This is a genomic window from Bradyrhizobium sp. 186 (assembly GCF_023101685.1).
Lineage (GTDB): Bacteria > Pseudomonadota > Alphaproteobacteria > Rhizobiales > Xanthobacteraceae > Bradyrhizobium.
In genome coordinates this window covers 3,142,444-3,165,895 of sequence record NZ_CP082164.1, presented here as the reverse complement: position 1 = coordinate 3,165,895, position 23,452 = coordinate 3,142,444, and the positions used below count along the sequence as shown (strand labels likewise).

The following is a 23,452-nucleotide window of genomic DNA, read 5'->3' as shown; positions in this document are numbered from 1 at the left end:
GACGTGCTGAGAGAGGTGTCTCACAAGACGGCGGCGGTTCTCGCCGCCGTCGCGGTGCTGACGGTCGCGCTTGCGGCGACCGTTCGTGCCGCCAACGAATCCGATGGCAATCCCGTGCAAGTGCAGATCGACCACGGCAAGTCGACCTATGCCTCAAAATGCTCGCACTGCCACGGCCCCAACATGATGAATTCCGGCACCATCACGCCGGACTTGCGCGCATTTCCCGACGACAGGACACGCTTCATCACCACGGTGAAGAACGGCAAGAACAACAAGATGCCGCCCTGGGCTGACATTCTCAGCGACGACGAGATCGGGGATCTCTGGGCCTTCATCTCGAGCCGGAGGAAGCCATGAAGGGCTGGCGCGTGGCATGGAGCATTGCCGCGATCCTCGTAGCGGCGGCAACGGTCGCTCACGCCGCCGACGATCCGCTGAGAATTTGTCTCGACGAGGATCGGCCGCCGCTCTCGGTGCACCACCGTGGCAAGCCGGACTCCGGTTTCGACGTGCTGCTGGCCGAGGCGATCGCGGAGCGGATGGGACGGCCGGTGGCCATCCAATGGTTCGAGAACAAGCTGGATGAGGATTCGAGCCCGCAGCTCGAGGCCAATGCGCTATTGTCCGACGGGCGCTGCTCACTCGTCGGCGGCTACGCGCTGACGCAGGATTCGCTGGTGGTCCCGGGCATGAAGACGGCCCGGCTTCCGGATTTCGCCGGCGCCACGCGCGAGGACCGGCGCCGCCGCGTCGCGCTCGGCGTGCTCGCGCCGAGCCAGCCTTACGTCTATTCGCCGATGACGGTCGTGCTCGGGCCAAAGGCGCGCGGCCGCAAGATCGGCGAGATCGGCGATCTTGCCGGCCTTCGCCTCGCGATCGAGAGCGGATCACTGGGCGATGCCATCCTGATGACCTTCGACAAGGGGCGCCTGATCGATGGCATCACGCATCTCGTGCCCGGCCGCGGCGACCTGCTCGGGGCGCTCAACCGCGGCGACTATGACGCAACGCTGATCGACCTCGGCCGCTTCGACGCCCATCGCGCCGCCCATCCCGACACCGCGATCACCGCCTCCGGCTATTATTATCCGATCGGCGCCAATCGCGGTTATGTCGGGCTCGCGCGCGACCCTGCCCTGATCGACGCCGTCAACAAGGCGCTGACCGGGCTCGCTGCCGAAGGCAGGATCGCCGAATTCGGCAGGCAGGCGGGGCTGACTTATCTGCCACCGCGGGAGCCCGCGATCCTCGGCGACGTCTGGACGAAGATCATTCAGCGGTGATCTCTCGGCCTCGACCGGCAAGCTGAAGCAGCGGGCCACCGGAGCGTTCGTCGGCGTCCCGCTCGGCTTCCTCGCCGGCATCGCGCTGCCGGAAAGCCGGATCGGCTATGCGCTCGCGGTTCTCGCTGCCACCCTCACGCTGATTTCGTTCTCCCGCTATATCGTCGTTTTCGGCTTGCGGTGCTTCTTCATTGCTCTGGCCGCGTCCTTTGCCGGCGGCGCCAGCGGGATCGCGGAGGAGCGCGTGGCCAACGTGATCACGGGTGGCGCGTTCGGCCTCATCGCGGTGGCGCTGACGGAGATTGTCTGGCTACGCGTCTTGCGGAAAGCCAGATCGCCCGAATGACGCGCGAATGAGCGCAGCGGTGTCATTCGAATGCGCCAATCTGTCTCGCCTCTCGCCCATGGCGGACGCCGCATGATGCAGTACCCTCGACAAAAATTCAGGAGGGAATCATGTCCGCAAAACTCGATCGCCGTCACTTCATCGCCGCCGGCAGCACCGCCATCGCGATGCCTTTGCTCTCCCGCCGCGCCTCGGCGCAAAGCCCGTGGCCGTCGCGGCAGATTCGCATGATCTGCAGCTATCCTGCCGGCGGGCAGACCGACCTGCTCGCGCGCGCATTCGGCGAATTCATCTCGAAGCAGGTGGGAAAGACCGTCGTCGTCGAAAACAAGCCCGGCGCCTCGGGCGCGATCGGCACGGCAGAGGTCGCCCGCGCGGAGCCCGACGGCCACACCGTGCTGTGCTCGATCTCGACCACCTACGTCATGAACCGGGTGGTGATGAAGAATCCGGGCTACGACATGGACAAGGATTTGACGCTCGCCAGCGTCATTCCGGGCGCGGGGCTGCTGCTGGTGGCGAACCCGAAAACCGGCATCAAGACGCTGGAGGACTTCGTCGCCTTCGCGCGCAAGAGCGGCAAGGTGAACTTCGGCACCTATAGCGCGGGCTCGGCCCCGCATATGACGATCCACGAGCTCAATAAGCAGTACGGCCTTGCCATCGAGCCGATCCACTATCGCGGCGAAGCCCCGATGTGGACGGGAATGCTGGAAGGCACGCTCGATGCCGCGATGGGCAGCTACACGGCAGCGCAATCCGTCTTGCAGAGCGACCGTGGCACCGTGTTCGCGGTGCATTCCAAGAAGGTCGCCGCGATCCCTGATATTAAGACCCTGCCCGAGCAGGGCGCGACGTCAAAATTCTTCACCGTGAGCGGCTTCACCGGCTGGGCCGTACCGAAGGCGACGCCGCAGCCGATCGTCGACCGGCTGGCCGAGCTCTGCGTGGCCGCCAACAGCGATTCCAAGGTGAAGCAGGTTCTCAACACATTCGTGCTCGAACCCGCGCTCGGCTTCAAGGAGACGAACGCCCTGTATCAGCGCGAGCTGCCGATCTGGCTCGAAAGCGCGCGGTCTCTTGGCCTGGAGCCGGCCTGAGCCCGCGAGGGATCGCGCAAGACGCCGGCTCCGCCCTCGCAGCCGGCATCCGACCAAAGCCTAGTGTCGGAAACGCCTTTGCGCGCTATGATTGTACGCCGCTGGAAGACGCTCACCGGTGCGGACAAGAAAGGCCGATCGCATGAGACCTAATGCCGCTGCCGTAGCCGCCATGGTCATCCTGCTCTTCCCGATGGGCTATTTCTTGCTGGCCTCGCCGGCCTTCCTGCTGGTGAAGCTCGACATCCAGCCTGTCACCCAGCTGTTGCGCGGGATGTTCAACGCCCATTTCCGGATGATGAGCGTTGCCGGCGTCGTCGGGGCGATGGCTTTCATCGTGGCCGGTCATCCGCTTTTCGCGGCAGGCGTCGGCCTGATTGCGGCCTTCGCGATCTGGGGACGCCGCTGGTTCATGCGACAGATGGATGACCAGCTCAGCGCCAGGGATGCGGGCGATGCCGATGCGCTGTACCGGCTGCGCCGGCTGCATTGGGGCGGAATGCTGTGCAACGCGGTCCTGATCGCCGCTCTCTTGGCCAGCATTCCCTACGTTGCCACAACGACGTGAGGGAATCGCGCGCCGACCACAAGCGATCCATGATGAGCCGCAGCGCGACTCTCGCCTAGATCGTGATCCGGAAAAGTGCGTAGCAGTTTTCTCTCGCGACAAACGCGGAACGCGTTTGCGCGGAGACCATGCTCAAACCATCACCTGAAGCGCGATGACGTTTCATCCCAATCTCATCGCGCTTTAGTGCTTGTCCACGGCAGCGGCGCCCTGCTGCCCCTTGTGGATCGAGGACGGCACCACGCCGAAATATTTCCGGAACACCCGGCTGAAATGCGATGAGCTGGAGAAGCCCCAGGAGAACGCGACATCGGTGATGGTCTTGCCGGCGTGGGCCTCGAGCTCCTGGCGGCAGTTCTGAAGGCGCGCTTGCCAGATGTAATCGCTCACCGTGGTGCCGCGCTCGGAGAACAGCATGTGTAGATAGCGCTTGGAGCAGCCGAGCTCGGTGGAAATCTCGTCGATGCACAGATCCGGATCGCGCAGGTGCTCGCGGATGAAAAATTGGGCACGCACATACATCGCCTCCGGCCCGACGCGATCGAGCATCGTGTCGGCCTCGCGCAGCGGCAACAGCAGCAGATCGATCAGCGAATCGGCGACACCGACCGCGCTGTTCGCCGACAGCTTTGCCGCTTCGTCGAACGTGGCATGGACGAAATCATGAGCGATCCGCCCCGTCCCCGTGCGCGACGACAGCTTGCAGGCGGGCATCCGTTGCGACGGGAATCCGCGGTCGCGCAGCAGCGCCTTCGGCACGATCACCACGTCGTGGCGCGTGAAGGCGGGGCTGATGATCGAATGCGGACAGGAGACGTCGTAGGCGATGATGTCGCCCGGGTTCAGCTCGATGTGGCGGCCCTCCTGCTCGAAATAGGACACGCCGTAGGTCTGGAAGTGGATCTTGATGTAGGGATGCTCGTTGGCCTTCGCGCGCGCCAGCGTGTGCGCGATGCGATGTTGGCTGACCTCGATCTGGCAGAGCTTGAGGCGCGAAACGGTAGTGTAGTCGATGCGGCCTTCCAGCGAGGACGCCTCCAGCGGATCGACGTCGAAATGTCCACACAGGCTCGTCAGCCCGTCGATCCAGCTCTGGATCTGACGCTTCGGCGTCATTCCGGTCGTCGAGAGCGTGTGAATTGTGTCGGACATTAATCCAGCCACTGCCTTGATCCGGAGATTCGACGCGAATCGCGACCAGCGCTGCCGGAGCCCTCAGCCATGATTGCGTGACGTTTACCTCAAATTTGGGCGGTCTTTTGGAACGTGCGCCATCGTTCCATTGCCACCCTTGAAACTTAATCCTCCGCCTTAGTTGCACCGCCGTCAAGGGGAACCTGACCCATTGAGTGCGGCGCCAAGCGATGTGGAAGCCGCTGAATTCGCTACTGCAAAATCAAAAACTTCACGTCCGTGCGCTGTCGAGCAAACCGCCTTCTCTCTTGGGCAAGTTTCCCGATGGCGAAGTCGTTAGGAATTACGGCAGGAACAATAAGAACGGGCCGCTCCTGCACGCGGACCTGTAGCTCTCATCCGGAGGAGGAAACAGCACAGCATCGTTTCTGGTCCCAATCGTGACCGCCCTGCACGAGCAGACGCTGGACGCAAAGCCCGGCGATTAAGCAATGCTTCGGAAACAATAAAACGAGATCAACGGAGGAATGACTATGCGCAAGGTGCTACTGGCGACCTTTCTTGGCTCCGCGGCGGCTCTCGCTGTCGGCAGCGCTTCAGCCAATGACGAGCTGAGCAAGATGGCGCAGAACCCGAAAGACTGGGTGATGCCGGCGGGCGATTATGCCAATACCCGCTTTTCCAAGCTGAACCAGATCAACGCACAAAATGTCGGCAAGCTCCAGGTCGCCTGGACCTTCTCGACCGGCGTGCTGCGCGGCCACGAAGGCGGACCGCTGATCGTCGGCAACATCATGTACGTGCACACGCCTTTCCCGAACAAGGTCTACGCTATTGACCTTTCGCAGGAGAACAAGATCGTCTGGAGGTATGAACCCAAGCAGGATCCGAACGTCATTCCGGTGATGTGCTGCGACACCGTCAATCGCGGCGTCGCCTATGGCGACGGCAAGATCTTCCTGCATCAGGCCGACACGACCCTCGTCGCCCTCGACGCCAAGACCGGTCAGGTTGCATGGACCGCGAAGAATGGCGATCCCGGCAAGGGCGAGACCGGCACTTCGGCGCCGCTGGTCGTCAAGGACAAAGTGCTGATCGGCATTTCCGGCGGCGAGTTCGGCGTTCAAGCTCATATGTCGGCCTACGACATCAAGACCGGCAAGCTGGCCTGGCGCGGGTATTCGGAAGGGCCGGATGACCAGCTTCTGGTCGACGGCGAGAAGACCACCGCGCTCGGCAAGCCGATAGGCAAGGACTCCAGCCTCAAGACCTGGCAAGGCGATCAGTGGAAGATCGGTGGCGGCGCCACATGGGGCTGGATCTCCTACGATCCCGAACTGAACCTAGTCTACTACGGATCGGGCAACCCCTCGACCTGGAACCCGAAGCAGCGTCCGGGCGACAACAAATGGTCGATGACGATCTGGGCGCGCAATCCGGACACCGGCGCGGCCAAGTGGGTCTATCAGATGACGCCCCATGACGAATGGGATTACGACGGCGTCAACGAGATGATCCTCAGCGATCAAACGATCGGCGGCGCGCCGCGCAAGCTGTTGACGCATTTCGATCGCAACGGCCTTGGCTATACGCTCGATCGCGTTACCGGCGAGTTGCTGGTCGCCGAGAAGTACGATCCGAAGGTGAACTGGACCTCCGGCGTCGACATGGACAAGAGCTCGCCGACCTACGGCCGTCCGAAGGTGCTCGACGCAGCTTCGACCGACAAGGCGGGCGAGGACCACAACGTGAAGGGCATCTGCCCGGCCGCGCTCGGCACCAAGGACGAGCAGCCGGCGGCCTACTCGCCGGACACGCAGCTGTTCTACGTTCCGACCAACCACGTCTGCATGGACTACGAGCCGTTCAAGGTGAGCTACACCGCGGGCCAGCCTTATGTGGGTGCGACGCTCTCGATGTATCCCCCGCAGGGTGAAAGCCACATGGGCAATTTCATCGCCTGGGACGGCAAGACCGGCAAGATCGTCTGGTCGAACAAGGAGCAGTTCTCGGTCTGGTCGGGCGCGCTCGCAACCGGTGGCGGCGTGGTGTTCTACGGCACGCTCGAAGGCTACCTGAAGGCGGTCGACGCCAAGACCGGCAAGGAGCTCTACAAGTTCAAGACTCCTTCCGGCATCATCGGCAACGTCACGACCTATGAGAACGGCGGCAAGCAGTATGTCGCAGTGCTCTCCGGCGTGGGCGGCTGGGCCGGCATCGGTCTGGCGGCAGGCCTGACCGATCCGACCGCCGGTCTCGGCGCAGTCGGTGGCTATGCAGCGCTGAGCAACTACACGGCTCTCGGCGGCACGCTGACCGTGTTCTCGCTGCCGGCGAACTAGCCTCAGCCCGTATCGTCCCGGCGCGTGGATCAGCTCCACGCGCCGGCTCGTCTCCACCGAACGCCCCGAGGAAAATCTCTTGCGTAAAATCTGCTCTGTCATTGCTGCGATGGTCTTCGTTGCGTCTGGAGGAATTGCTGTCGCGGACGGCTCGGGCGACCCGACTGCCGTCAAGCAGAACGAAAGCGGCGAATGGGTCGATAAGGAGGGCAACCCGACCTACAAGGTCTCGGCCGACGGAAACGTGGACTGGTACTCCTATTCCGGATACCGCCGCTATCACTCAGACTGCCATGTGTGCCATGGCCCGGATGGAATGGGCTCCACCTACGCACCGGCGCTGAAGGACTCGCTCAAGACCATGAGCTATGCCGATTTTCTCGGCGTCGTCGCCTCGGGCCGCAAGAACATCTCCACCGCCGCGGAGAACGTGATGCCGGCGTTCGGCGACAATCCGAATGTCGCCTGCTACATGGACGATCTCTACGTCTATCTGCGTGCCCGCGCCAACGAGGCCTGGGGCCGCGCACGCCCCGGCAAGCACGAAGACAAGACGAAGGCCTATACGGAAACGGAAGATTCCTGCATGGGCAAGAAGTGAACGTCCGGAGTTACGGCCAGATTTAGTTCTTGGCGTCTCCAGGAGAATATGAGGAGTCTACGATGAAGACACGTGCCGCCGTCGCCTTCGAGGCGAAAAAACCGCTCGAGATCGTCGAAGTCGATCTGGAAGGACCGAAGGCCGGCGAAGTCCTGGTCGAAATCAAGGCGACGGGCATCTGCCATACCGACGCCTACACGCTCGACGGCTTCGACAGCGAGGGAATCTTCCCGTCGATCCTGGGACATGAGGGCGCCGGCATCATCCGCGAGATCGGCGCGGGCGTGACCTCGGTGAAGCCGGGCGACCACGTCATTCCGCTCTACACGCCGGAATGCCGGCAGTGCAAAAGCTGCCTGAGCCAGAAGACCAATCTCTGCACCGCGATCCGTGCGACGCAGGGCAAGGGCGTGATGCCCGACGGCACCAGCCGCTTCTCCTACAAGGGCAAGCCGATCTATCACTACATGGGCTGCTCGACCTTCTCGAACTTCACGGTGCTGCCGGAGATCGCGGTGGCGAAGATCCGCGAGGACGCGCCGTTCGACAAGAGCTGCTACATCGGCTGCGGCGTCACCACGGGCGTCGGTGCCGTCGTCAATACCGCCAAGGTCACGCCAGGCTCAAACGTGGTCGTGTTCGGGCTTGGCGGCATCGGGCTCAACGTGATCCAGGGCGCCAAGATGGCCGGCGCCGATAAGATCATCGGCGTCGACATCAACGACTCCAAGGAGGAATGGGGGCGCAGGTTCGGCATGACCGATTTCGTCAATCCCAAGAAGATCACCGGCGACATCGTCCCGCACCTTGTCAACCTCACCGACGGCGGCGCCGATTACACTTTCGACTGCACCGGCAACACCACGGTGATGCGCCAGGCGCTGGAAGCCTGCCATCGCGGCTGGGGCACTTCCATCATCATCGGCGTTGCGGAATCCGGCAAGGAGATCGCCACCCGCCCGTTCCAGCTCGTCACGGGACGCAACTGGCGCGGTACTGCCTTCGGCGGTGCGCGCGGCCGCACCGACGTGCCGAAGATCGTCGACTGGTACATGAACGGAAAGATCCAGATCGATCCGATGATCACCCACACGCTCAAGCTCGAAGACATCAACAAAGGCTTCGACCTGATGCACGAGGGCAAATCCATCCGTTCAGTCGTCGTGTTCTAGCTTAACCGTCACACCCAAGGAGGATCGACCCATGACTGTTGCACTCCACCCCTCGATCGACAACGGCATCAAACAGGGCAGCGGCAGTTTTGCCGGCGGCACGCTGGCCTGCAAATGCAAGGACCATCAGGTCAAGGTCGGCATCAAGGGCGACGTCGCCCACAATCACGCGTGCGGCTGCACCAAGTGCTGGAAACCGCAGGGCGCGATTTTCTCGGTCGTGGCCGTGGTGCCACGCCAGAACGTCACCGTGCTCGAGAACGGCGACAAGCTTCAGATCGTCGATGCCTCGGCAGTGATCCAGCGCCACGCCTGCAAGGCCTGCGGCACGCACATGTACGGCCGCATCGAGAACAAGAACCATCCGTTCTACGGCCTCGACTTCATCCACGCCGAACTGTTCCAGGAGCAGGGCTCAGCGGCGCCGCAATTCGCCGCCTTCGTCTCCTCGGTGATCGAATCGGGTGTGAAGCCGGAGCAGATGGCGGGAATACGATCCCGGTTCAAGGAGCTCGGGCTCGAGCCCTATGACTGCCTGTCGCCGGCGTTGATGGACGCAATCGCGACCCACGTGGCGAAAGCCAAGGCCGCTTGAGCATCAAGGCTGCCTGACAAGGCCGCTAGACCTTCGCCCCGTCCGCTCGCTGGCCCCGACATCGCCAGCGAGCTGGATGGGCGCGGCTTCCGGATGATGGCGACGATACCGGCCCCTCGCTCCTGATGGACTTGCGAGAATCGTCGGCTCCCTCAGTCCTGGTCTCTGAATGACTGCGCAGTGTCGCCAACTTCCGCTTTGAAGCGCGCGCCCTGCGTTTCTCCCTCCCTCGACTGAGGCATCCTGCTTCGTCCGCACAGTCTCTGGCGGACGAAGCTTTTTTTCGTCAGGACGCCGTTGCGGTCGTGCAAAGTACGCGACGTCTCGGCGCGCCCTGCTTTTGACAAACCCCAGATGCAATCTGTTCACGTCAAGAACACCCGGCTGTGAACGCCGGGCCGCCTCGATCCCTGATACGATCGGGGGCGTCACGATACCGCGCGCAGTTCAATTAATTAAGAACAAAAGGGGAGGTATCGAGCACATCCGAACATCGCGCTTTGCATCATCGCCCTCCGCCGGGATCTGCCCGCGCGGGACGAGTGGCGAGATACGGGACCGAGATACGGGACAACGAGACGCACGGACTACGGCGCCGACCGACGTCGGCGAATCCTGAATCGACATGCTTATGAAGAGCGAGGGACGATCATGATCAAGGTGAAGATCAACGGCCAGGAACAGAGCTGGGACGGCGACCCGGATCTCCCGCTACTCTGGTTCCTGCGTGACGAGGCCGGGCTGACCGGCACCAAGTTTGGCTGTGGCCAGGCGCTATGCGGCGCCTGCACGGTCATCGTCGACAAGGAGGCCGTGCGCGCCTGCATCACGTCGATCAACGACGTCGCCGGGCGCGAGGTCACGACGATCGAGGGGCTGCATCCGAGCGGGGATCACCCAGTCCAGAAGGCCTGGCGTCAGGTCAACGTTCCCCAATGCGGCTTCTGCCAGGCCGGCCAGATCATGCAGGCGGCCGCGCTGCTGATGGACAATCCAAAGCCGTCGCACGACCAGATTCGCGAGGCGATGTCGGGCAACATCTGCCGCTGCGGCTGCTACCAGCGCATCGAGAACGCGGTCCATCTCGCATCGACGGGGGTGTGACATGAATTTCATCGACAATCCCGGCAAGCTCCGTGGCTTCGAAAAGAACGTCAAGGTCGAGAAGGTCTCGCGCCGCAGCATCCTGAAGGGACTCGGCATCACCGGCGGATTCGTGCTCGCCGCACCCGTGATGTCGCGGCAGGCTTTTGCCTATGAAACCGGCGCCGGCAAGATGCCGCATGGGGTCGTGGTCGATCCGCGCGTCTTCGTCGCGGTCGCGCCCGACGGCACCGTCACCATCCTCGCCCACCGTGCCGAGATGGGCACCGGCGTGCGTACCAGCCTGCCGCTGATCGTGGCCGAGGAGATGGAAGCCGACTGGTCCAAAGTGAAGGTACAGCAGGCCCATGGCGACGAGGTCAAATTCGGCAACCAGGACACCGACGGCTCGCGCAGCACGCGGCACTATCTGATCCCGATGCGCCAGATCGGCGCTTCAGCCCGCACCATGCTGGAGCAGGCCGCCGCAAAGCGCTGGGGCGTGCCGGCGACCGAGGTCAAGGCCGTGAACCACGAGGTCGTCCACAGCGCGAGCGGACGCAAGCTCGGCTTCGGCGAGCTCGCTGCGGACGCCGCCAAGGAATCGGTGCCGAGCATCGAGGGTCTCAAGCTGAAGGCCCCCAAGGACTTCCGCTATCTGATCAAGGGCCAGATCGGCATCGTCGACCTCCACGACATCACCACCGGCAAGGCGGGTTACGGCGCCGACGTGCGGCTGCCCGGCATGAAATACGCGGTGATCGCGCGGCCGCCAGTGACCGGCGGCAAGCTGGTCTCGTTCGACCCGGCTGAGGCGATGAAGGTCTCCGGCGTCGAGAAGGTGATGCAGGTCCGCGGCTGGCCGTGGCCGTCGAAATTCCAGCCGCTTGGCGGCGTCGCCGTGATCGCACGCAACACCGGCGCAGCGATCAAGGGCCGCGACGCGCTGAAGCTGGCGTGGGACGACGGCGCAAACGGCAAATACGACTCGGTCGCCTACCGCAAGGAGCTCGAGGAGGCCTCGCGCAAGCCCGGCCTCGTCCTGCGCAAGGAGGGCGACGCCGACGCCGCGCTGAAGGGCGCCGACAAGATCATCGTCGGCGAATATTATCTGCCGCATCTCGCCCATGTCAGCATGGAGCCGCCGGTCGCAGTGGCCGACGTCAAGGGCGACAAGGCGGAGATCTGGGCACCGGTGCAGAGCCCGGGCGGCACCCGCGAGGACGTCGCCAAGACGCTCGGCATTCCCGAGGGTAACGTCACCGTCAACGTCACGTTGCTCGGCGGCGGTTTCGGCCGCAAGTCGAAATGCGACTTCGCACTGGAGGCGGCGCTACTGTCGAAAGAGCTCGGCGCGCCGGTGAAGGTGCAGTGGACGCGTGAGGACGACGTCCGCCACGACTTCCTGCACACCGTCTCGGTCGAGCGGATCGAGGCGGGACTCGACAAGAGCGGCAAGGTGATCGCCTGGCGCCACCGCAGCGTGGCCCCGAGCATCGCCTCGACCTTCGCCGCGGGTGCAAAGCACCAGGCGCCTTTCGAGCTCGGCATGGGGCTCGTCGACATGCCGTTCGAGATCGCCAACATCTCCTGCGAAAACCCGGAAGCCGCAGCGTTTACCCGCATCGGCTGGTTCCGCTCGGTCTCGAACATCCCACGCGCTTTTGCAGTGCAGTCGATGGTCGGCGAAATCGCGCATGCGACCGGCCGCGACCAGAAGGAGACGCTGCTCGCACTGATCGGAAACCCGCGGATCGTCAAGCCTGCGGTCAAGGACATGTGGAACTATGGCGAGCCCTATGACAGCTACCCGATCGACACCGCACGCTTGCGCAAGGTGGTCGAGCTGGTCGCAGAGAAGGGCGAATGGGGCCGCCAAGTGCCCAAGGGCCACGGCCTCGGCATCGCCGTGCACCGCAGCTTCGTCAGCTACATCGCGACCATCGTCGAGGTGGCCGTCGACGACAAGGGCAAGCTGACGGTACCGCGGGTCGACACCGCGATCGACTGCGGCACCTATGTCAACCCCGAGCGCATCGAGTCTCAGATCGAGGGCGCGGCAATCATGGGCTTGAGCCTCGCCAAATATGGCGAGATCAGCTTCAAGGACGGCAAGGTGGAGCAGAAGAACTTTGACGACTTCCAGGTCATCAGGATGGACGAATCCCCGCTGGTGACCAACGTCTACATCGTGCCGCCCGGGCCCGACACGCCGCCGAGCGGCGTCGGCGAGCCCGGCGTGCCGCCGTTCGCGCCGGCGCTAATGAACGCCATCTTCGCCGCGACCGGAAAGCGTATCCGCAACCTTCCGCTCGGCAAGCAATTGGAGGCCTAAAGCGCCATCAGCGCTTAGGTTATCGTAAGGAGCATGATCTTTTCGGAAAACCGCTGCACACTTTTCCGGATCATGCTCTGAAGGGGACCACAAGGTGGCCTCGCGCCGTTTCCATCGATCTCACAGGAGCAGATCGATGACCAACATCTCAGGGGCGCTCGCAGTCTCGCTGCTGTCGGGCGCCTTTTCTTTGTCTACCGCGGCCACGTTCGCCCAGAGCAACACCACGCCGCCGGCCACGGCCACGCGTCCGGCCACGCCGGACCAGAACTCGATTCCCAACGCCAACGCAGCCCGTTTCAACCACCCAGACCACCGGACAGACCAACCCGGATCCCAAGGTTCGGGAGATGAACCGGAAGGAGAAGGACAAGGTCGAGCGCCACGGTAAATGAACGGCGGTTGATCGCCCATGCAAAATGCGGCGGACGTTTGGTCCGCCGCATTCGCTCGCCCCCTCGTCGCTCCGCCTTCTTCGATCCGCCGCGGAGCTACTTCTTCAGTGCGAACACCCAGATGGCGCCGCCCTGCGGCACATTGGATTCGATGCCGATATTGTTGGTCGCGAGCGCGTCCTGGATGCGCTGCGCGTCGACGCCCCAGCCCGACTGGATCGCGATATACTGGGTGCCGTCGATCTCATAGGACACCGGCATGCCCATGATGCCGGAGTTGGTCTTCTGCTCCCACAATAGCTCGCCGGTCTTGGCGTTGAAGGCGCGGAAGTTACGGTCGTTGGTGCCGCCGACGAAGACGAGATCGCCTGCCGTCGCCGTGACGGAGCCGAACAGCTGCGATTTAGGGAAGTTGTGCTGCCACACCTTCTTTCCTGTCGTGGGATCCCAGGCCTGAAGCTCGCCAAAATGGTCCGCGCCCGGCTTCGCGATCAGGCCGATGTCCTCCGGCTTGGTGCCGAGCCAGAGCTCGCCCGGCTTGAGCGGGAGCTTCTCGCCGGTAAAGCCGCCGCAGAAATTCTCGTTGGCGGGCACGTAGACGAGGCCGGTCCTCTGGCTGTAGGCCGCCGACGGCCAGTCCTTGCCGCCCCACAGCGACGGGCAGAACTCGACGCGCTTGCCGACGACGGGCTTGTGAGCGGGATCGGCGATAGGCCGGCCGCTCTCTGCATCGATGCCCTTCCAGACATCGGTGGAGACGAACGGCCAGCCGGCGACGTAGTTGATCTTGGTCGGCGTGCGCTCGAGCACCCAGAAGATCGCGTCGCGGCCCGGATGGACCAGGCTCTTGATGTTGCGCCCGTCGCGTTGCAGGTCGATCAGCATCGGCGCCTCGACCTCGTCCCAGTCCCAGGAATCGTTCTGGTGATACTGGTGATGGGTCTTGATCTTGCCGTTGTTGGGATCGAGCGCGAGCACCGATGAGGTGTAGAGATTGTCGCCGGGATGCATCTCCCCGGGCCAGGGTGCCGCGTTGCCGACACCCCAGTAGATCGTCTTGGTCTCCTTGTCGTAATTGCCGGTCATCCAGGCCGAGCCGCCGCCGTTCTTCCAGTCCTCGCCCTGCCAGGTGTCGTGACCGGGCTCGCCCTCACCGGGGATGGTGTAGGTCCGCCACAATTCCTTGCCGTCCTTGGCGTCATAGGCGGCGACATAGCCCCGTATACCGAACTCGCCGCCGGAGCCGCCGACGATGACCTTGCCGTCGACGATCAGCGGCATCAGGGTCATGTACTGACCCTTCTTGTAGTCCTGCACCTTGGTGTCCCACACCACCTTGCCGGTCTTGGCGTCGAGCGCGACGACATGGTCGTCGGTGGTGGCGAGGTAGAGCTTGTCCTCCCAGAGGCCAACGCCGCGGCTGGTTGGATGCAGCTGGAACAGATCATCGGGGAGCTGCCGCTTGTAGCGCCAGTACTCGTCGCCGGTCCTGGCGTTCACCGCGATCACCTGCCCCATCGGCGTTGCCACGAACATCACGCCGTTGTTGACGATCGGCGGTGCCTCATGGCCCTCGACCACGCCGGTGGCGAAGGTCCACACCGGCGTGAGATTTTTCACGTTCGAGGAGTTGATCTGGTCGAGCGGGCTGTAGCCCTGCCCGTCATAGGTGCGCCGATAGAGCATCCAGTTGCTTGGCTCTGGATTCTCCAGGCGCTGCGCGGTGACCGGAGAGTAGTTCTCGATCGGGCCCGCGACGGCGGCGGTGGAGGCGAGGCAGGTGAAGGCGACGAAGCCGGACAGTAACCATTGCTTCCTGGTCATGGACGTTCCCCTTTTTCATCCGTTTTGAATTCGTTTGGTGAATTCTTGTCGTTGTTCTCGTCACCCGCGCGTTAGCGGATGCGGCCTCTCGTGACGCGGGCACAACCCGCACCGTCCATCATCCTGGCTGCGCGCCACCTACCTTTCCGACGAAGTTGCCGGCGACGCTGAGCGAGCCGTCAGCGAGCGTCAGCGGCAGCGCGGCGAGCCGCCGCGGCGCCGGCCCGAACACCACCTGCGCGCCCGCGCGGGGATCGTATTCGGAGTTGTGGCACATGCATTTGAACACCTCCTTGTCGCCGACATCGCTCTTGACCCAGGCGGTGACGGGACAGCCGGCATGGGAACAGATCGCCGAATAGGCGATGATGCCGTCGATGGCGCGCGCGCGCGTCTGCTCATCGAGCTCGGCGGGATCGAGCCGGATGATCAGGATCTCGTTGAGCCGCGAGGCACTGCGCACCACTGAAGTCTTGGGATCCTTCGGCCAGGCATGTACCGGCGGCGAGCCTGGCGGCACATCCGCAGCGGTGACGACCTTTCCTTCTTGATCGCCTTCGGAGAAGACGAGCAGGTCACCCTTTTTGGGCCGCTCGTCGGAGCCCGGCGGATCTTCACCCGCGCGCGCTTGCGCGGAACAACCGAGGCAGGCGGTTGTGGCGAGCGCACCGAGCAGGAGCGTCCGCCGCGTTTGCTCCGCACACGCGCCGGCTTCAGGTTCCGCAGCACTTTCGGATGACGGAGATGACGTGATGATGTTTGACGATGAACTCGGCATGCATGCTAGCAGGCGCTGGAACTCTGCCGAAAAGAAGGCAGAGAATTTGCGCCGCAGTGCATCATTGTGGCTTTGCTCGCATTGATTGAATGCAAATCGGTGCATTCAGGCGCAATTTTCAATTGCAACGTCTCGCCGCGCGATCGGCATGACGATTTTGCAGATCAGACCGATGATGTGGGAATTGGTGCAACGCGCCAACGTGGGCCGCGATGTCAACGGACATCAACGGCTGCGCGTTTCTCAGGCAGGCATCTGGTATTTCAAGATCGGAGCACGTGACGCGGCGAGGCGATGCGGCCTGCCACGGTTGCCGATGCCATTTCAAAACTGTCGGCGATGCGCCGTGCCTTGTCGATGAACAGCGGAGCCGCCGCCGGCGGACAGACCTCGCGCGCGGTCTGCTCGAACAGATCGAGCCAGCGATCGAAATGATGACCGATCAGGGTGAGCGGAAGATGCGCCCGCATCGGCGAACCGTGATAGCGGCCGGTCATCAGCACGACCGAGGACCAGAAGCCTTTGAGTTTGGCGAGGTGCTCGTCCCAATCCTGCACTTTCGCAAACACCGGGCCCAGCAACGCATCCTCGCGCACGCGGCCATAGAAGCGGGTGACGAGTTCCCCGATCATCTCTTCGGTAATCCCGGTACGTTCGATGGCGTCCTGGACCAGCAGGTTCCGCCGCCCGGCCGCAGCTTCCCGCTCGGCCTTCAGTCGATCCGACATATTCTTTTTATCCGTTTGTTGTTCCCGCAGCCGCCCGTGCAACATTGTCGGGCCAATCGCGCGCGTCGTCTTTGTCGCAGCGCAAATTTGGTCGCAGCGCAAATTTGCGGGACCAGGCGGCGGGAGCGCCGAACGCCCCGCCGCCTGCGCCATCGTCAGGCGCCGTAGGTGTAAAAGCCCTGCCCGGTCTTGCGGCCGAGATGGCCGGCATCGACCATTTCCTTGAGCAAGGGGGCCGGACGATATTTGGGGTCGTTGAAGCCCTTATAAAAGACCTCCATGACCGAAAGCATGGTGTCGAGCCCGACGAGATCGGCGAGCGCCAGCGGCCCGATCGGATGGTTGCAACCAAGCTTCATGCCCGCATCGATCTCCTCAGCCGATGCGATCCCCTCCTGTAGCGCGAAGATTGCTTCGTTGATCATCGGGCAGAGGATACGGTTGACGGCGAAGCCCGGACTGTTCTTGGCCGTGATCGCCACCTTGCCGACGCGCTTGGCGAAGTCGAGCGCCTTGGCGTGGGTGTCGTCGGAGGTCTGCAAGCCGCGGATGAGCTCGAGCAGCGCCATCACCGGCACCGGATTGAAGAAGTGCATGCCGATGAAACGGTCGGGACGATCGGTCGCGGCGGCGAGCTTCGTGATCGAGATCGACGAGGTGTTGGTCGCAACCAGCGTGCGCGGCGATAGCGAGGCGCAGAGATCTTTCAGGATCTTGACCTTGAGCTCCTCGTTTTCGGTCGCGGCCTCGATGACCAGGTCGCAATCGGCAAGCTTCGCCCGATCGGTCGTGCCGGTGATGCGTTTCAGCGTCGCCTCGCGATCCGCCGCCGACATCTTCTCCTTCTTGACCAGCCGCTCGAGGCTGCCGCCGACGGTGGCGACGCCGCGGCTCACCGCCGCATCGGAGATGTCGACCATCACGACCGAAAGACCGGCCGCGGCGCTGATCTGCGCGATGCCGTTCCCCATAGTCCCTGCCCCGATGATGCCAACGGTTTGGATCATTTGCTTCATATCCTTCTCATCCTGCGGCCCGTGCCAGCACCGGCTAGGCCCTTGTTCCTGTATCAGGACCTACCACCGCCGCCGGGCGGGTGCGACCTGATCCTGCCCCTTCCTTAAAGCATCCATCGCGGGAATAAAGCCGCCGTTCCGTCGCGAAAGGGCACAATGGCGTTCTCGCGGCCTGTTTGGCCGATTTCGTCTCTCGATTGACATGCGGCCATTATTTCGATATTCGTTGAATTATGGAAAAGACAGACGCTGTTGCAGCGCTCGCCGCGCTCGCCCAGGACAACCGTCTCGACGTCTTCCGCATGCTGGTCCAGGCCGGGCGCGACGGCATGAGCGCCGGTGCGGTCGCCGAGGCGCTGGATCTCGCCCCCAACACGCTGACGTTTCACTTCGACCGGCTGCGGACGGCCGGCCTTGCCACCGTCCGGCGCGAGGGTCGCTCGATGATCTATGCGGCGCGGTTCGAGACCATGAACGCGCTCGTCGGCTTCTTGACCGAAAATTGTTGTGGCGGCGCTTCATGCGCTCCCGCCACGGCCTCCAAATCCGCGCGAAAACGCAGCAAAGTGCCCGCCTGAAAGGACAGACCATGAAGCGTTTGCATGTTCACGTATCGGTCGATGATCTTCCCCACTCCATCGGGTTCTACTCGGCCTTGTTCGCAAGCGAGCCCGCGGTCGTGAAATCCGACTACGCCAAATGGATGCTCGAAGACCCCCGCGTGAATTTCGCGATTTCGACGCGCGGGCGGGCGCCCGGCCTCGATCATCTCGGCATCCAGGTCGAGACCGGCGATGAGCTCCAGGAGGTCTACGCGCGGCTGCGCCAGGCTGGCGGCAACGTCATCGAACAGGGGCAGACGACCTGCTGCTATGCGAAGTCGGAAAAATCCTGGATCGACGATCCGGCCGGCATCGCCTGGGAAACCTTCCACACCAAGGGCGAGAGCACCGACTATGGCGACGGCAGCGGCGAGAACGGTGCTCGGGTCGCCCATGAAAAGCAAGAGAAGCAGTCGGCTTGTTGCGCGCCGCAGGCGGCGAAGCCATCGCAAGCCTGCTGCTGAAGGTCTTCCCCATGGATGCGATCATCTACCACAATCCCGACTGCGGCACGTCGCGCAACACGCTCGCCATGATCCGCAACGCCGGCATCGAGCCGCACGTGATCGAGTATCTGAAGACGCCGCCGTCGCGGACGCTGTTGCGGCAGCTCGTCGCGCGTATGGGGCTCTCGGTCCGCGAACTTCTTCGCGAGAAGGGCACGCCCTATGCGGAGCTCGGGCTCGGCAACGCGGCGCTGACCGACGATCAGCTGCTCGATGCGATGATGGCGCATCCAATTCTGATCAACAGGCCGATCGTGGTCACGCCGAAAGGCGTGAGACTTTGCCGCCCCTCCGAACTGGTGCTGGATCTTCTGCCGGCGCAGCACGGCGAGTTCGTCAAGGAAGACGGCGAGCGCGTCCGCCTGGATCGCAGCACCTGATGCCAAGCCTCGCGCAACGCGCCTTCGCGGAATGGCTCGGGACGGCATTCCTGCTCGCCGCGGTCGTCGGCTCCGGGATCATGGCCCAAACGCTCTCGGGCGGAAACGTCGCGCTGGCGCTGCTGTGCAACACGATCGCCACCGGCGCCATCCTCGTCGTGCTGATCCTGATGTTTGCTCCCGTATCGGGCGCCCATTTCAATCCAGCGGTGACGCTGGCACTCGCCTTGCGCGGCGAAACGGCGTGGACGGACGCCGCGATCTACATTGCCGTACAGATCGCGGGCGCGATCGCCGGCGTCTGGATCGCACACCTGATGTTCGAACTCCCCGTCCTGCAGCTTTCGCTGGCGGACCGCACCGGAGCCGGACAATGGCTCGCCGAGGCGGTAGCGACCTTCGGTCTGCTCATGGCGATCTTCGGCGTCGCGTCGCGAGCACCCGGCTCCGTTCCCTACGCCGTCGGCCTCTACATCACGTCGGCGTACTGGTTCACGGCATCGACGTCATTTGCCAATCCGGCGGTCACCATCGCCCGATCGCTGTCCGACACGTTCGCAGGCATCGCCCCGCAGGGCGTACCGGCGTTCATCGCCGCTCAAATTGCCGGGGCCATCCTTGCCATTCCGCTCGCACGGTGGCTTTGGGGCGGCCCCTCCGTGAAGCAAGGTGCCCCGCCGCTGGCGTCCTGAAGCCGGCATCACGCCGTGCGCCCTTCATTTCCGGACAAATCGGGTTTCCAAACGGATTCCCCTGAGTATTCTGTGAATCGCCTGTCGCGGGAAGGACCGACTCTGCGGCGGTCGGGGCTGGCGCCTGCCTACGGAATGCGACCGGTCCACTGTTTGCTCCAGACAACGACACCGCAGGGACCAGTCCGTGACGCGCCTCCGCAGCTCTGACATCGACGATCCGGGGGCGCGTGGCCGGACAGCGAAGTTCATGCGCGGATGAACGATTTCGCGCGCTCCATCGCCGCCGCCCTCTCGCTTATCGGCGAGGTCGACGCCGAGCTCATCGGCATCGTCGCATTGTCGTTGCGCGTCAGCCTGACGGCGAGCATCGTCGCGCTCCTGATCGGCGCACCCTTCGGGGCCTTTCTTGCCATCGCCCGCTTCCGCGGGCGGCAGGTCATCATCGTGCTGACCAATGCGCTGCTCGGCCTTCCGCCCGTCGTGGTCGGGCTTGGCCTCTATCTGCTGCTGTCGCGGTCCGGTCCGCTCGGGGCGGCCGGCCTGCTGTTCACGCCGACCGCCATGGTGATCGCGCAGACGCTGCTCGCCACGCCGATCGTGGTGGCGCTGGTACACAGGCCGGCGAGCCTGCTATGGGCGGAATATGGCGATCTGGCGCGGATCGACGGGCTGTCGGTCCTGCGCAGCATCGGCCTGCTGTTCGCGCTTGGCCGGACGTCACTGCTGACGGCCTTTCTCGCGGCCTTCGGGCGCGCGATCGCGGAGGTCGGCGCCATCATCGTCGTCGGCGGCAACATCCGCGACTTCACGCGCACGATGACAACCGCCATCGCGCTGGAGACCAGCAAGGGCGACCTGCCGCTGGCGCTCGGGCTCGGGCTGATCCTGCTCGCGCTCAGCGTGGCAGTGTCGACCGTCGCCTTCCTGCTAGTGGGACGCGTTGGGGAAAAATAGCTGCTCGCCACCGACCTTGTAGCCGGCGATCGCGTCCTGTCCCTTCGGCGAGATTAGCCAGTCGATGAAGGCCTGCCCGTCCTGCGCCTTCACGTTCGGATGCTTGGCCGGATTCACCAGCACGACGCCGTACTGGTTGAAGAGCCGCTTGTCGCCCTCGGTCAGGATCGCAAGATCGCCGCGGTTCTTGAACGACAGCCAGGTGCCGCGGTCCGACAGAACATAGGCGTTCGACGACGAGGCCATGTTCAACGCCGGGCCCATGCCCTGACCGATCTCGCGATACCAGTTGTCCTTGCCGGCGGCGACGTCGACGCCTGCCTCCTTCCACAGCCTCAGCTCGGCCGCATGGGTGCCGGACTTGTCGCCCCGCGAGATGAAAGGCGCTTTCGCGGCCGCGATCTTGCGCAGCGCCTCGGCGACGTCCTTGCCGCCGGTGATCTGCGCCGGATCGCTCTTCGGTCCGACGATAACGAAATCGTTGTACATGACGTCGAAGCGTTTCACGCCCTGCCCTTCGGACATGAACTTGTCTTCGGCGGGCCTGTCATGGACGAACACCACGTCGGCATCGCCCCGCCGCCCGATGTCGAGCGCCTGGCCGGTACCGACGGCAACGACCTTCACATTGATGCCATCGGCTTTCGAGAACAGCGGCAGCAGATAGCCGAACAGGCCGGACTGTTCCGTCGACGTCGTCGAGGCGACGGTGATCGCGCGATCCTGCGCGAACGCGAGTGTCGACCAGAACAGGACCGCTCCGATGGCGGCAATTCTTCTCATGCGGCGTCCTCTCCCGATGTCGGGCGTTCCAGATTGCGCTCGGGAGAATGCCATAGGGAACCCCGACGTTCGGCGCAACGAACTTGAAGCGATCCCGACTGGACCCCGATGAGGAACGTGCTCTCCGCACGCAGGTAACCTGCAACGAACTCCAGGAGTGCCTCATGAGGAAGATCATTTTAACATCCGCATGCATCATGGCGTTGGCCACCGGTGGCGCCTTCGCGCAGACACAACCTGCCCCGGGCGCGTCCGGTCAGGGCGAGGTCGGCCCCTCGTCGCGAGGTCCGGCGACCAAGGGAATGACCACGGGCCGGTCATCGAACATGCAGAATGAGGCTGGCAGCAGCAAGGCACGCAGCCGCCCAAAGCAGGCAGCAGCGATACCAACAACATGGGCAGCCAGGCCGGCGGCGGCGCGGGCTCCGGGAAGTAGACCGGATTCGAAAAAGCCAGAGAGGGGGCGTTGCCCCCTCTGCTCGCAGAGCTTGCCTATTGAAGGAAATCTGCGCGCGGAGTGACGATCATGCGCCGCATCCCGGTTCCCAAAGTGGTTTGCAGCGCATCACGCGCGGAGCATTGCACTCGCGGGCGGACGTATTCGGAAGGCAAGATAGAAGTCACCGCTCGCGCGCGATGGATGCGTGGATGTTCTGCAATTGGTCCCACCTACATTGACATCGGTGTGACCGCCGGGGCAGTTTTTTGGATTGCTGGCGAATCAGCGATTGCCTCACGTCGAGTATCTCTTGGACAACTCCCAGTGCTTTCGAGACTGATATCGCTGCTGCGCCGCATCCCCGCGGTGAAATGGGCATTCACCCGGCTTCGGCCGTCGCCGCACGGCGACGTCGCGCCGGTCGCCGCAACCAATGCTTCTGCCATCATTGCCGATATCGACAAAGCCGCTCCGGCTATGAGCATCAGCACCGCACCGGTGCGCGATGACGCAGACACTGCGGTCGCGGGACATGACACGGCTGTTTCTGTCCTCGCGGAGAGCCCATCGGCCGCGCCGTCCGATATCAACATCAGCGATGATTCATCTCGAGCCGCGCTCTCCGAAGTTGAGGTGGTCACCATAGAGGAGGCTTCGGTCCCTTCTGTCGATGTCGAGAGCGAACCGGCTGAAGTCTCTAATCTCTTCGTCAGCAGCGATACATCCTCTGGCGTCCCGGCGGAAGTTGAGCCCGTCGTCGCCGACGAAACGCCTGTCTTCCTCGTCGACGCCGAAGTCTCTTCAGCTGACCCCAGCGTCGCGATAGAGATCGAGCCGATCCCTGCAAACGATCCTCCAGTCGTCGCCGCGGAGCCCGTAAGCACCGAGCCGTCTCCGGCTCTTGCGTCTCCCTCACCGGAGATCTGCAGCGCACCGAAGGCCCCTGCAAGAGTCGCCGAACCGATCGATCGCGCCTCGCTGATCCGGCGCCGCTGGGCGGAAACCGGCATCAGGATGTGGAATCCGCGGCTTCACGGCACCGGCGATGCCACGCTGAACATCCAGGGACGCGTCGAGCTGCTGCCGCCCGCGCCCGGCGAGACCATGCCGCAATACGACAAGCTGGAATTCAAGATGCTCGGCGGTCAGATTGTCTGCGAGGGTGTCATCGTCGAGGCGCCCGCGCATGCGAGCCAGCGCAGCTTTACCCGGCTCACCGAGCCGCGGAACCCCGACCGGCTCCGCGAGCCGATGCGGGAACGGCAGGCCGCTCTCGCCTGAGCCTTTTTCGCTGCGACGATGCTCCCCATATGGTAGGCTGACGTCTTCGACATGGGAGATCGCATGCCCGCAAAATCGTTGCGATTGATCGTGATCGCCGCCCTCTGCTTCTCGCAGGCAACTTTTGCGGCCTCGGGCAAACGCCCGCGCCATGTGCCGGCAACCGCTCCCGCCACCGATCAGGCTGCGCCCTACAAGGCCGACCGGCTGTCGTCTTCGCGCGGCGAGACCATCCTCAACACGCCCGGACAGACCACTGTGCTCACACGACAAGTCCTCGATGACAAGAACGCGACGAGCCTCAGGGACGCCATGCGCTCAACCGCCGGCGTGACGATCGGGCGCTAGGCGCTTAGATCATGATCCGGAAAAGTGCGAAGCGGTTTTCCGAAAAGATGATGCTCAAGCAACAACCTAAAGCGCGATGATGATTCATCCTCATCTCATCGCGCTTTAGGCCGAACTTCCCCTTGAGTAGCGACGTAAGCATTTGAGCTGGCGTGTAATTC

Annotated in this window: 25 protein-coding genes; 18 read left to right on the top strand and 7 right to left on the bottom strand. The window is 63.6% G+C overall.

The genetic code is table 11. The annotated features are described in order from the left end of the window. The first annotated feature begins 3 nt into the window (after positions 1-3). The 5 genes from IVB18_RS15025 to IVB18_RS15005 all read left to right on the top strand — a co-directional run bounded on the left by IVB18_RS15025 (position 4) and on the right by IVB18_RS15005 (position 3,300). Entirely contained in the window at positions 4-360 is a 357-nt protein-coding gene (locus IVB18_RS15025) for a cytochrome c (protein WP_247989822.1), read from the top strand. After that, positions 357-1,286, top strand: coding sequence for a transporter substrate-binding domain-containing protein (locus IVB18_RS15020; RefSeq protein ID WP_247989821.1), 930 nt, complete (start codon positions 357-359; stop codon positions 1,284-1,286). The genes IVB18_RS15025 and IVB18_RS15020 overlap by 4 nt, the downstream gene beginning before the upstream one ends. Further along, positions 1,225-1,632 (top strand): FUSC family protein, encoded by a 408-nt coding sequence (locus IVB18_RS15015; protein WP_346732667.1) that lies wholly within the window; start codon positions 1,225-1,227, stop codon positions 1,630-1,632. The genes IVB18_RS15020 and IVB18_RS15015 overlap by 62 nt, the downstream gene beginning before the upstream one ends. Positions 1,633-1,742: 110 nt before the next feature. Further along, positions 1,743-2,732, top strand: coding sequence for a tripartite tricarboxylate transporter substrate binding protein (locus IVB18_RS15010; protein ID WP_247989820.1), 990 nt, complete (start codon positions 1,743-1,745; stop codon positions 2,730-2,732). 142 nt (positions 2,733-2,874) lie between these two features. Further along, positions 2,875-3,300, top strand: coding sequence for a hypothetical protein (locus IVB18_RS15005; RefSeq protein ID WP_247989819.1), 426 nt, complete (start codon positions 2,875-2,877; stop codon positions 3,298-3,300). 183 nt (positions 3,301-3,483) lie between these two features. On the opposite strand, the gene IVB18_RS15000 is transcribed toward IVB18_RS15005, so the two are convergent. After that, the gene (locus tag IVB18_RS15000; RefSeq protein ID WP_247989818.1) at positions 3,484-4,452 is read right to left on the bottom strand and encodes a helix-turn-helix domain-containing protein; all 969 of its coding nucleotides are present in this window, start codon (positions 4,450-4,452) and stop codon (positions 3,484-3,486) included. A 515-nt stretch (positions 4,453-4,967) separates the two neighbouring features. Here IVB18_RS15000 and xoxF5 point away from each other — a divergent pair. The 6 genes from xoxF5 (at position 4,968) to IVB18_RS14970 (ending at position 12,562) form a co-directional block, all read left to right on the top strand. Continuing rightward, positions 4,968-6,776 (top strand): lanthanide-dependent methanol dehydrogenase XoxF5, encoded by a 1,809-nt coding sequence (gene xoxF5 / locus IVB18_RS14995; protein ID WP_247989817.1) that lies wholly within the window; start codon positions 4,968-4,970, stop codon positions 6,774-6,776. Between the two features lie 109 nt (positions 6,777-6,885). Further along, positions 6,886-7,377, top strand: coding sequence for a c-type cytochrome, methanol metabolism-related (locus IVB18_RS14990; protein WP_247991646.1), 492 nt, complete (start codon positions 6,886-6,888; stop codon positions 7,375-7,377). A 62-nt stretch (positions 7,378-7,439) separates the two neighbouring features. Then, complete coding sequence (locus tag IVB18_RS14985; RefSeq protein ID WP_247989816.1) at positions 7,440-8,549, top strand: S-(hydroxymethyl)glutathione dehydrogenase/class III alcohol dehydrogenase; 1,110 nt, start codon at positions 7,440-7,442, stop codon at positions 8,547-8,549. A 31-nt stretch (positions 8,550-8,580) separates the two neighbouring features. Continuing rightward, positions 8,581-9,144: an S-(hydroxymethyl)glutathione synthase gene (gene gfa / locus IVB18_RS14980; protein WP_247989815.1), complete on the top strand. Its 564-nt coding sequence runs from the start codon at positions 8,581-8,583 to the stop codon at positions 9,142-9,144. 651 nt (positions 9,145-9,795) lie between these two features. Beyond that, positions 9,796-10,248 carry a (2Fe-2S)-binding protein gene (locus IVB18_RS14975; protein WP_247989814.1) on the top strand — a complete coding sequence of 151 codons (453 nt, stop codon included), beginning with the start codon at positions 9,796-9,798 and terminating at the stop codon, positions 10,246-10,248. Between the two features lies 1 nt (position 10,249). Beyond that, positions 10,250-12,562 (top strand): molybdopterin cofactor-binding domain-containing protein, encoded by a 2,313-nt coding sequence (locus IVB18_RS14970; protein ID WP_247989813.1) that lies wholly within the window; start codon positions 10,250-10,252, stop codon positions 12,560-12,562. Between the two features lie 120 nt (positions 12,563-12,682). Here the strand turns inward: IVB18_RS14970 and IVB18_RS14965 are convergent, their stop codons facing one another. From IVB18_RS14965 to IVB18_RS14945, 5 genes are all read right to left on the bottom strand, one after another. Continuing rightward, positions 12,683-12,850, bottom strand: coding sequence for a hypothetical protein (locus IVB18_RS14965; RefSeq protein WP_247989812.1), 168 nt, complete (start codon positions 12,848-12,850; stop codon positions 12,683-12,685). A 203-nt stretch (positions 12,851-13,053) separates the two neighbouring features. Beyond that, entirely contained in the window at positions 13,054-14,781 is a 1,728-nt protein-coding gene (locus IVB18_RS14960; RefSeq protein WP_247989811.1) for a methanol/ethanol family PQQ-dependent dehydrogenase, read from the bottom strand. Between the two features lie 118 nt (positions 14,782-14,899). Continuing rightward, entirely contained in the window at positions 14,900-15,559 is a 660-nt protein-coding gene (locus IVB18_RS14955) for a Rieske 2Fe-2S domain-containing protein (protein ID WP_247989810.1), read from the bottom strand. Positions 15,560-15,822: 263 nt separating this feature from the next. Beyond that, positions 15,823-16,287, bottom strand: a complete 465-nt coding sequence (locus IVB18_RS14950) for a group III truncated hemoglobin (RefSeq protein WP_247989809.1) — start codon at positions 16,285-16,287, stop codon at positions 15,823-15,825. 155 nt (positions 16,288-16,442) lie between these two features. Beyond that, the gene (locus IVB18_RS14945) at positions 16,443-17,294 is read right to left on the bottom strand and encodes a 3-hydroxybutyryl-CoA dehydrogenase (RefSeq protein WP_247989808.1); all 852 of its coding nucleotides are present in this window, start codon (positions 17,292-17,294) and stop codon (positions 16,443-16,445) included. Positions 17,295-17,536: 242 nt separating this feature from the next. Here IVB18_RS14945 and IVB18_RS14940 point away from each other — a divergent pair, with 242 nt between their 5' ends. The 5 genes from IVB18_RS14940 (at position 17,537) to IVB18_RS14920 (ending at position 20,440) form a co-directional block, all read left to right on the top strand. Continuing rightward, positions 17,537-17,881, top strand: coding sequence for a helix-turn-helix domain-containing protein (locus tag IVB18_RS14940; RefSeq protein ID WP_247989807.1), 345 nt, complete (start codon positions 17,537-17,539; stop codon positions 17,879-17,881). Between the two features lie 11 nt (positions 17,882-17,892). Then, the gene (locus IVB18_RS14935) at positions 17,893-18,369 is read left to right on the top strand and encodes an ArsI/CadI family heavy metal resistance metalloenzyme (protein ID WP_247989806.1); all 477 of its coding nucleotides are present in this window, start codon (positions 17,893-17,895) and stop codon (positions 18,367-18,369) included. 11 nt (positions 18,370-18,380) lie between these two features. Next, positions 18,381-18,791: an arsenate reductase (glutaredoxin) gene (gene arsC / locus IVB18_RS14930; RefSeq protein WP_247991645.1), complete on the top strand. Its 411-nt coding sequence runs from the start codon at positions 18,381-18,383 to the stop codon at positions 18,789-18,791. Then, on the top strand, positions 18,791-19,483 hold the full coding sequence (locus IVB18_RS14925; RefSeq protein WP_247989805.1) for an MIP/aquaporin family protein: 693 nt from the start codon (positions 18,791-18,793) through the stop codon (positions 19,481-19,483). The genes arsC and IVB18_RS14925 overlap by 1 nt, the downstream gene beginning before the upstream one ends. Before the next feature lie 258 nt (positions 19,484-19,741). Beyond that, complete coding sequence (locus tag IVB18_RS14920) at positions 19,742-20,440, top strand: ABC transporter permease (RefSeq protein WP_247989804.1); 699 nt, start codon at positions 19,742-19,744, stop codon at positions 20,438-20,440. Here the strand turns inward: IVB18_RS14920 and IVB18_RS14915 are convergent. Next, positions 20,414-21,223, bottom strand: a complete 810-nt coding sequence (locus IVB18_RS14915; protein ID WP_247989803.1) for an extracellular solute-binding protein — start codon at positions 21,221-21,223, stop codon at positions 20,414-20,416. The two genes, IVB18_RS14920 and IVB18_RS14915, sit on opposite strands and share 27 nt — an antisense overlap. 526 nt (positions 21,224-21,749) lie before the next feature. On the opposite strand from IVB18_RS14915, the gene IVB18_RS14910 reads away from it, so the two are divergent. Both IVB18_RS14910 and IVB18_RS14905 read left to right on the top strand, forming a co-directional pair. Then, on the top strand, positions 21,750-22,943 hold the full coding sequence (locus IVB18_RS14910; protein ID WP_346732637.1) for a hypothetical protein: 1,194 nt from the start codon (positions 21,750-21,752) through the stop codon (positions 22,941-22,943). 63 nt (positions 22,944-23,006) lie between these two features. Further along, positions 23,007-23,291 carry a TonB-dependent receptor plug domain-containing protein gene (locus IVB18_RS14905; protein WP_247989802.1) on the top strand — a complete coding sequence of 95 codons (285 nt, stop codon included), beginning with the start codon at positions 23,007-23,009 and terminating at the stop codon, positions 23,289-23,291. Positions 23,292-23,452: the final 161 nt, after the last annotated feature.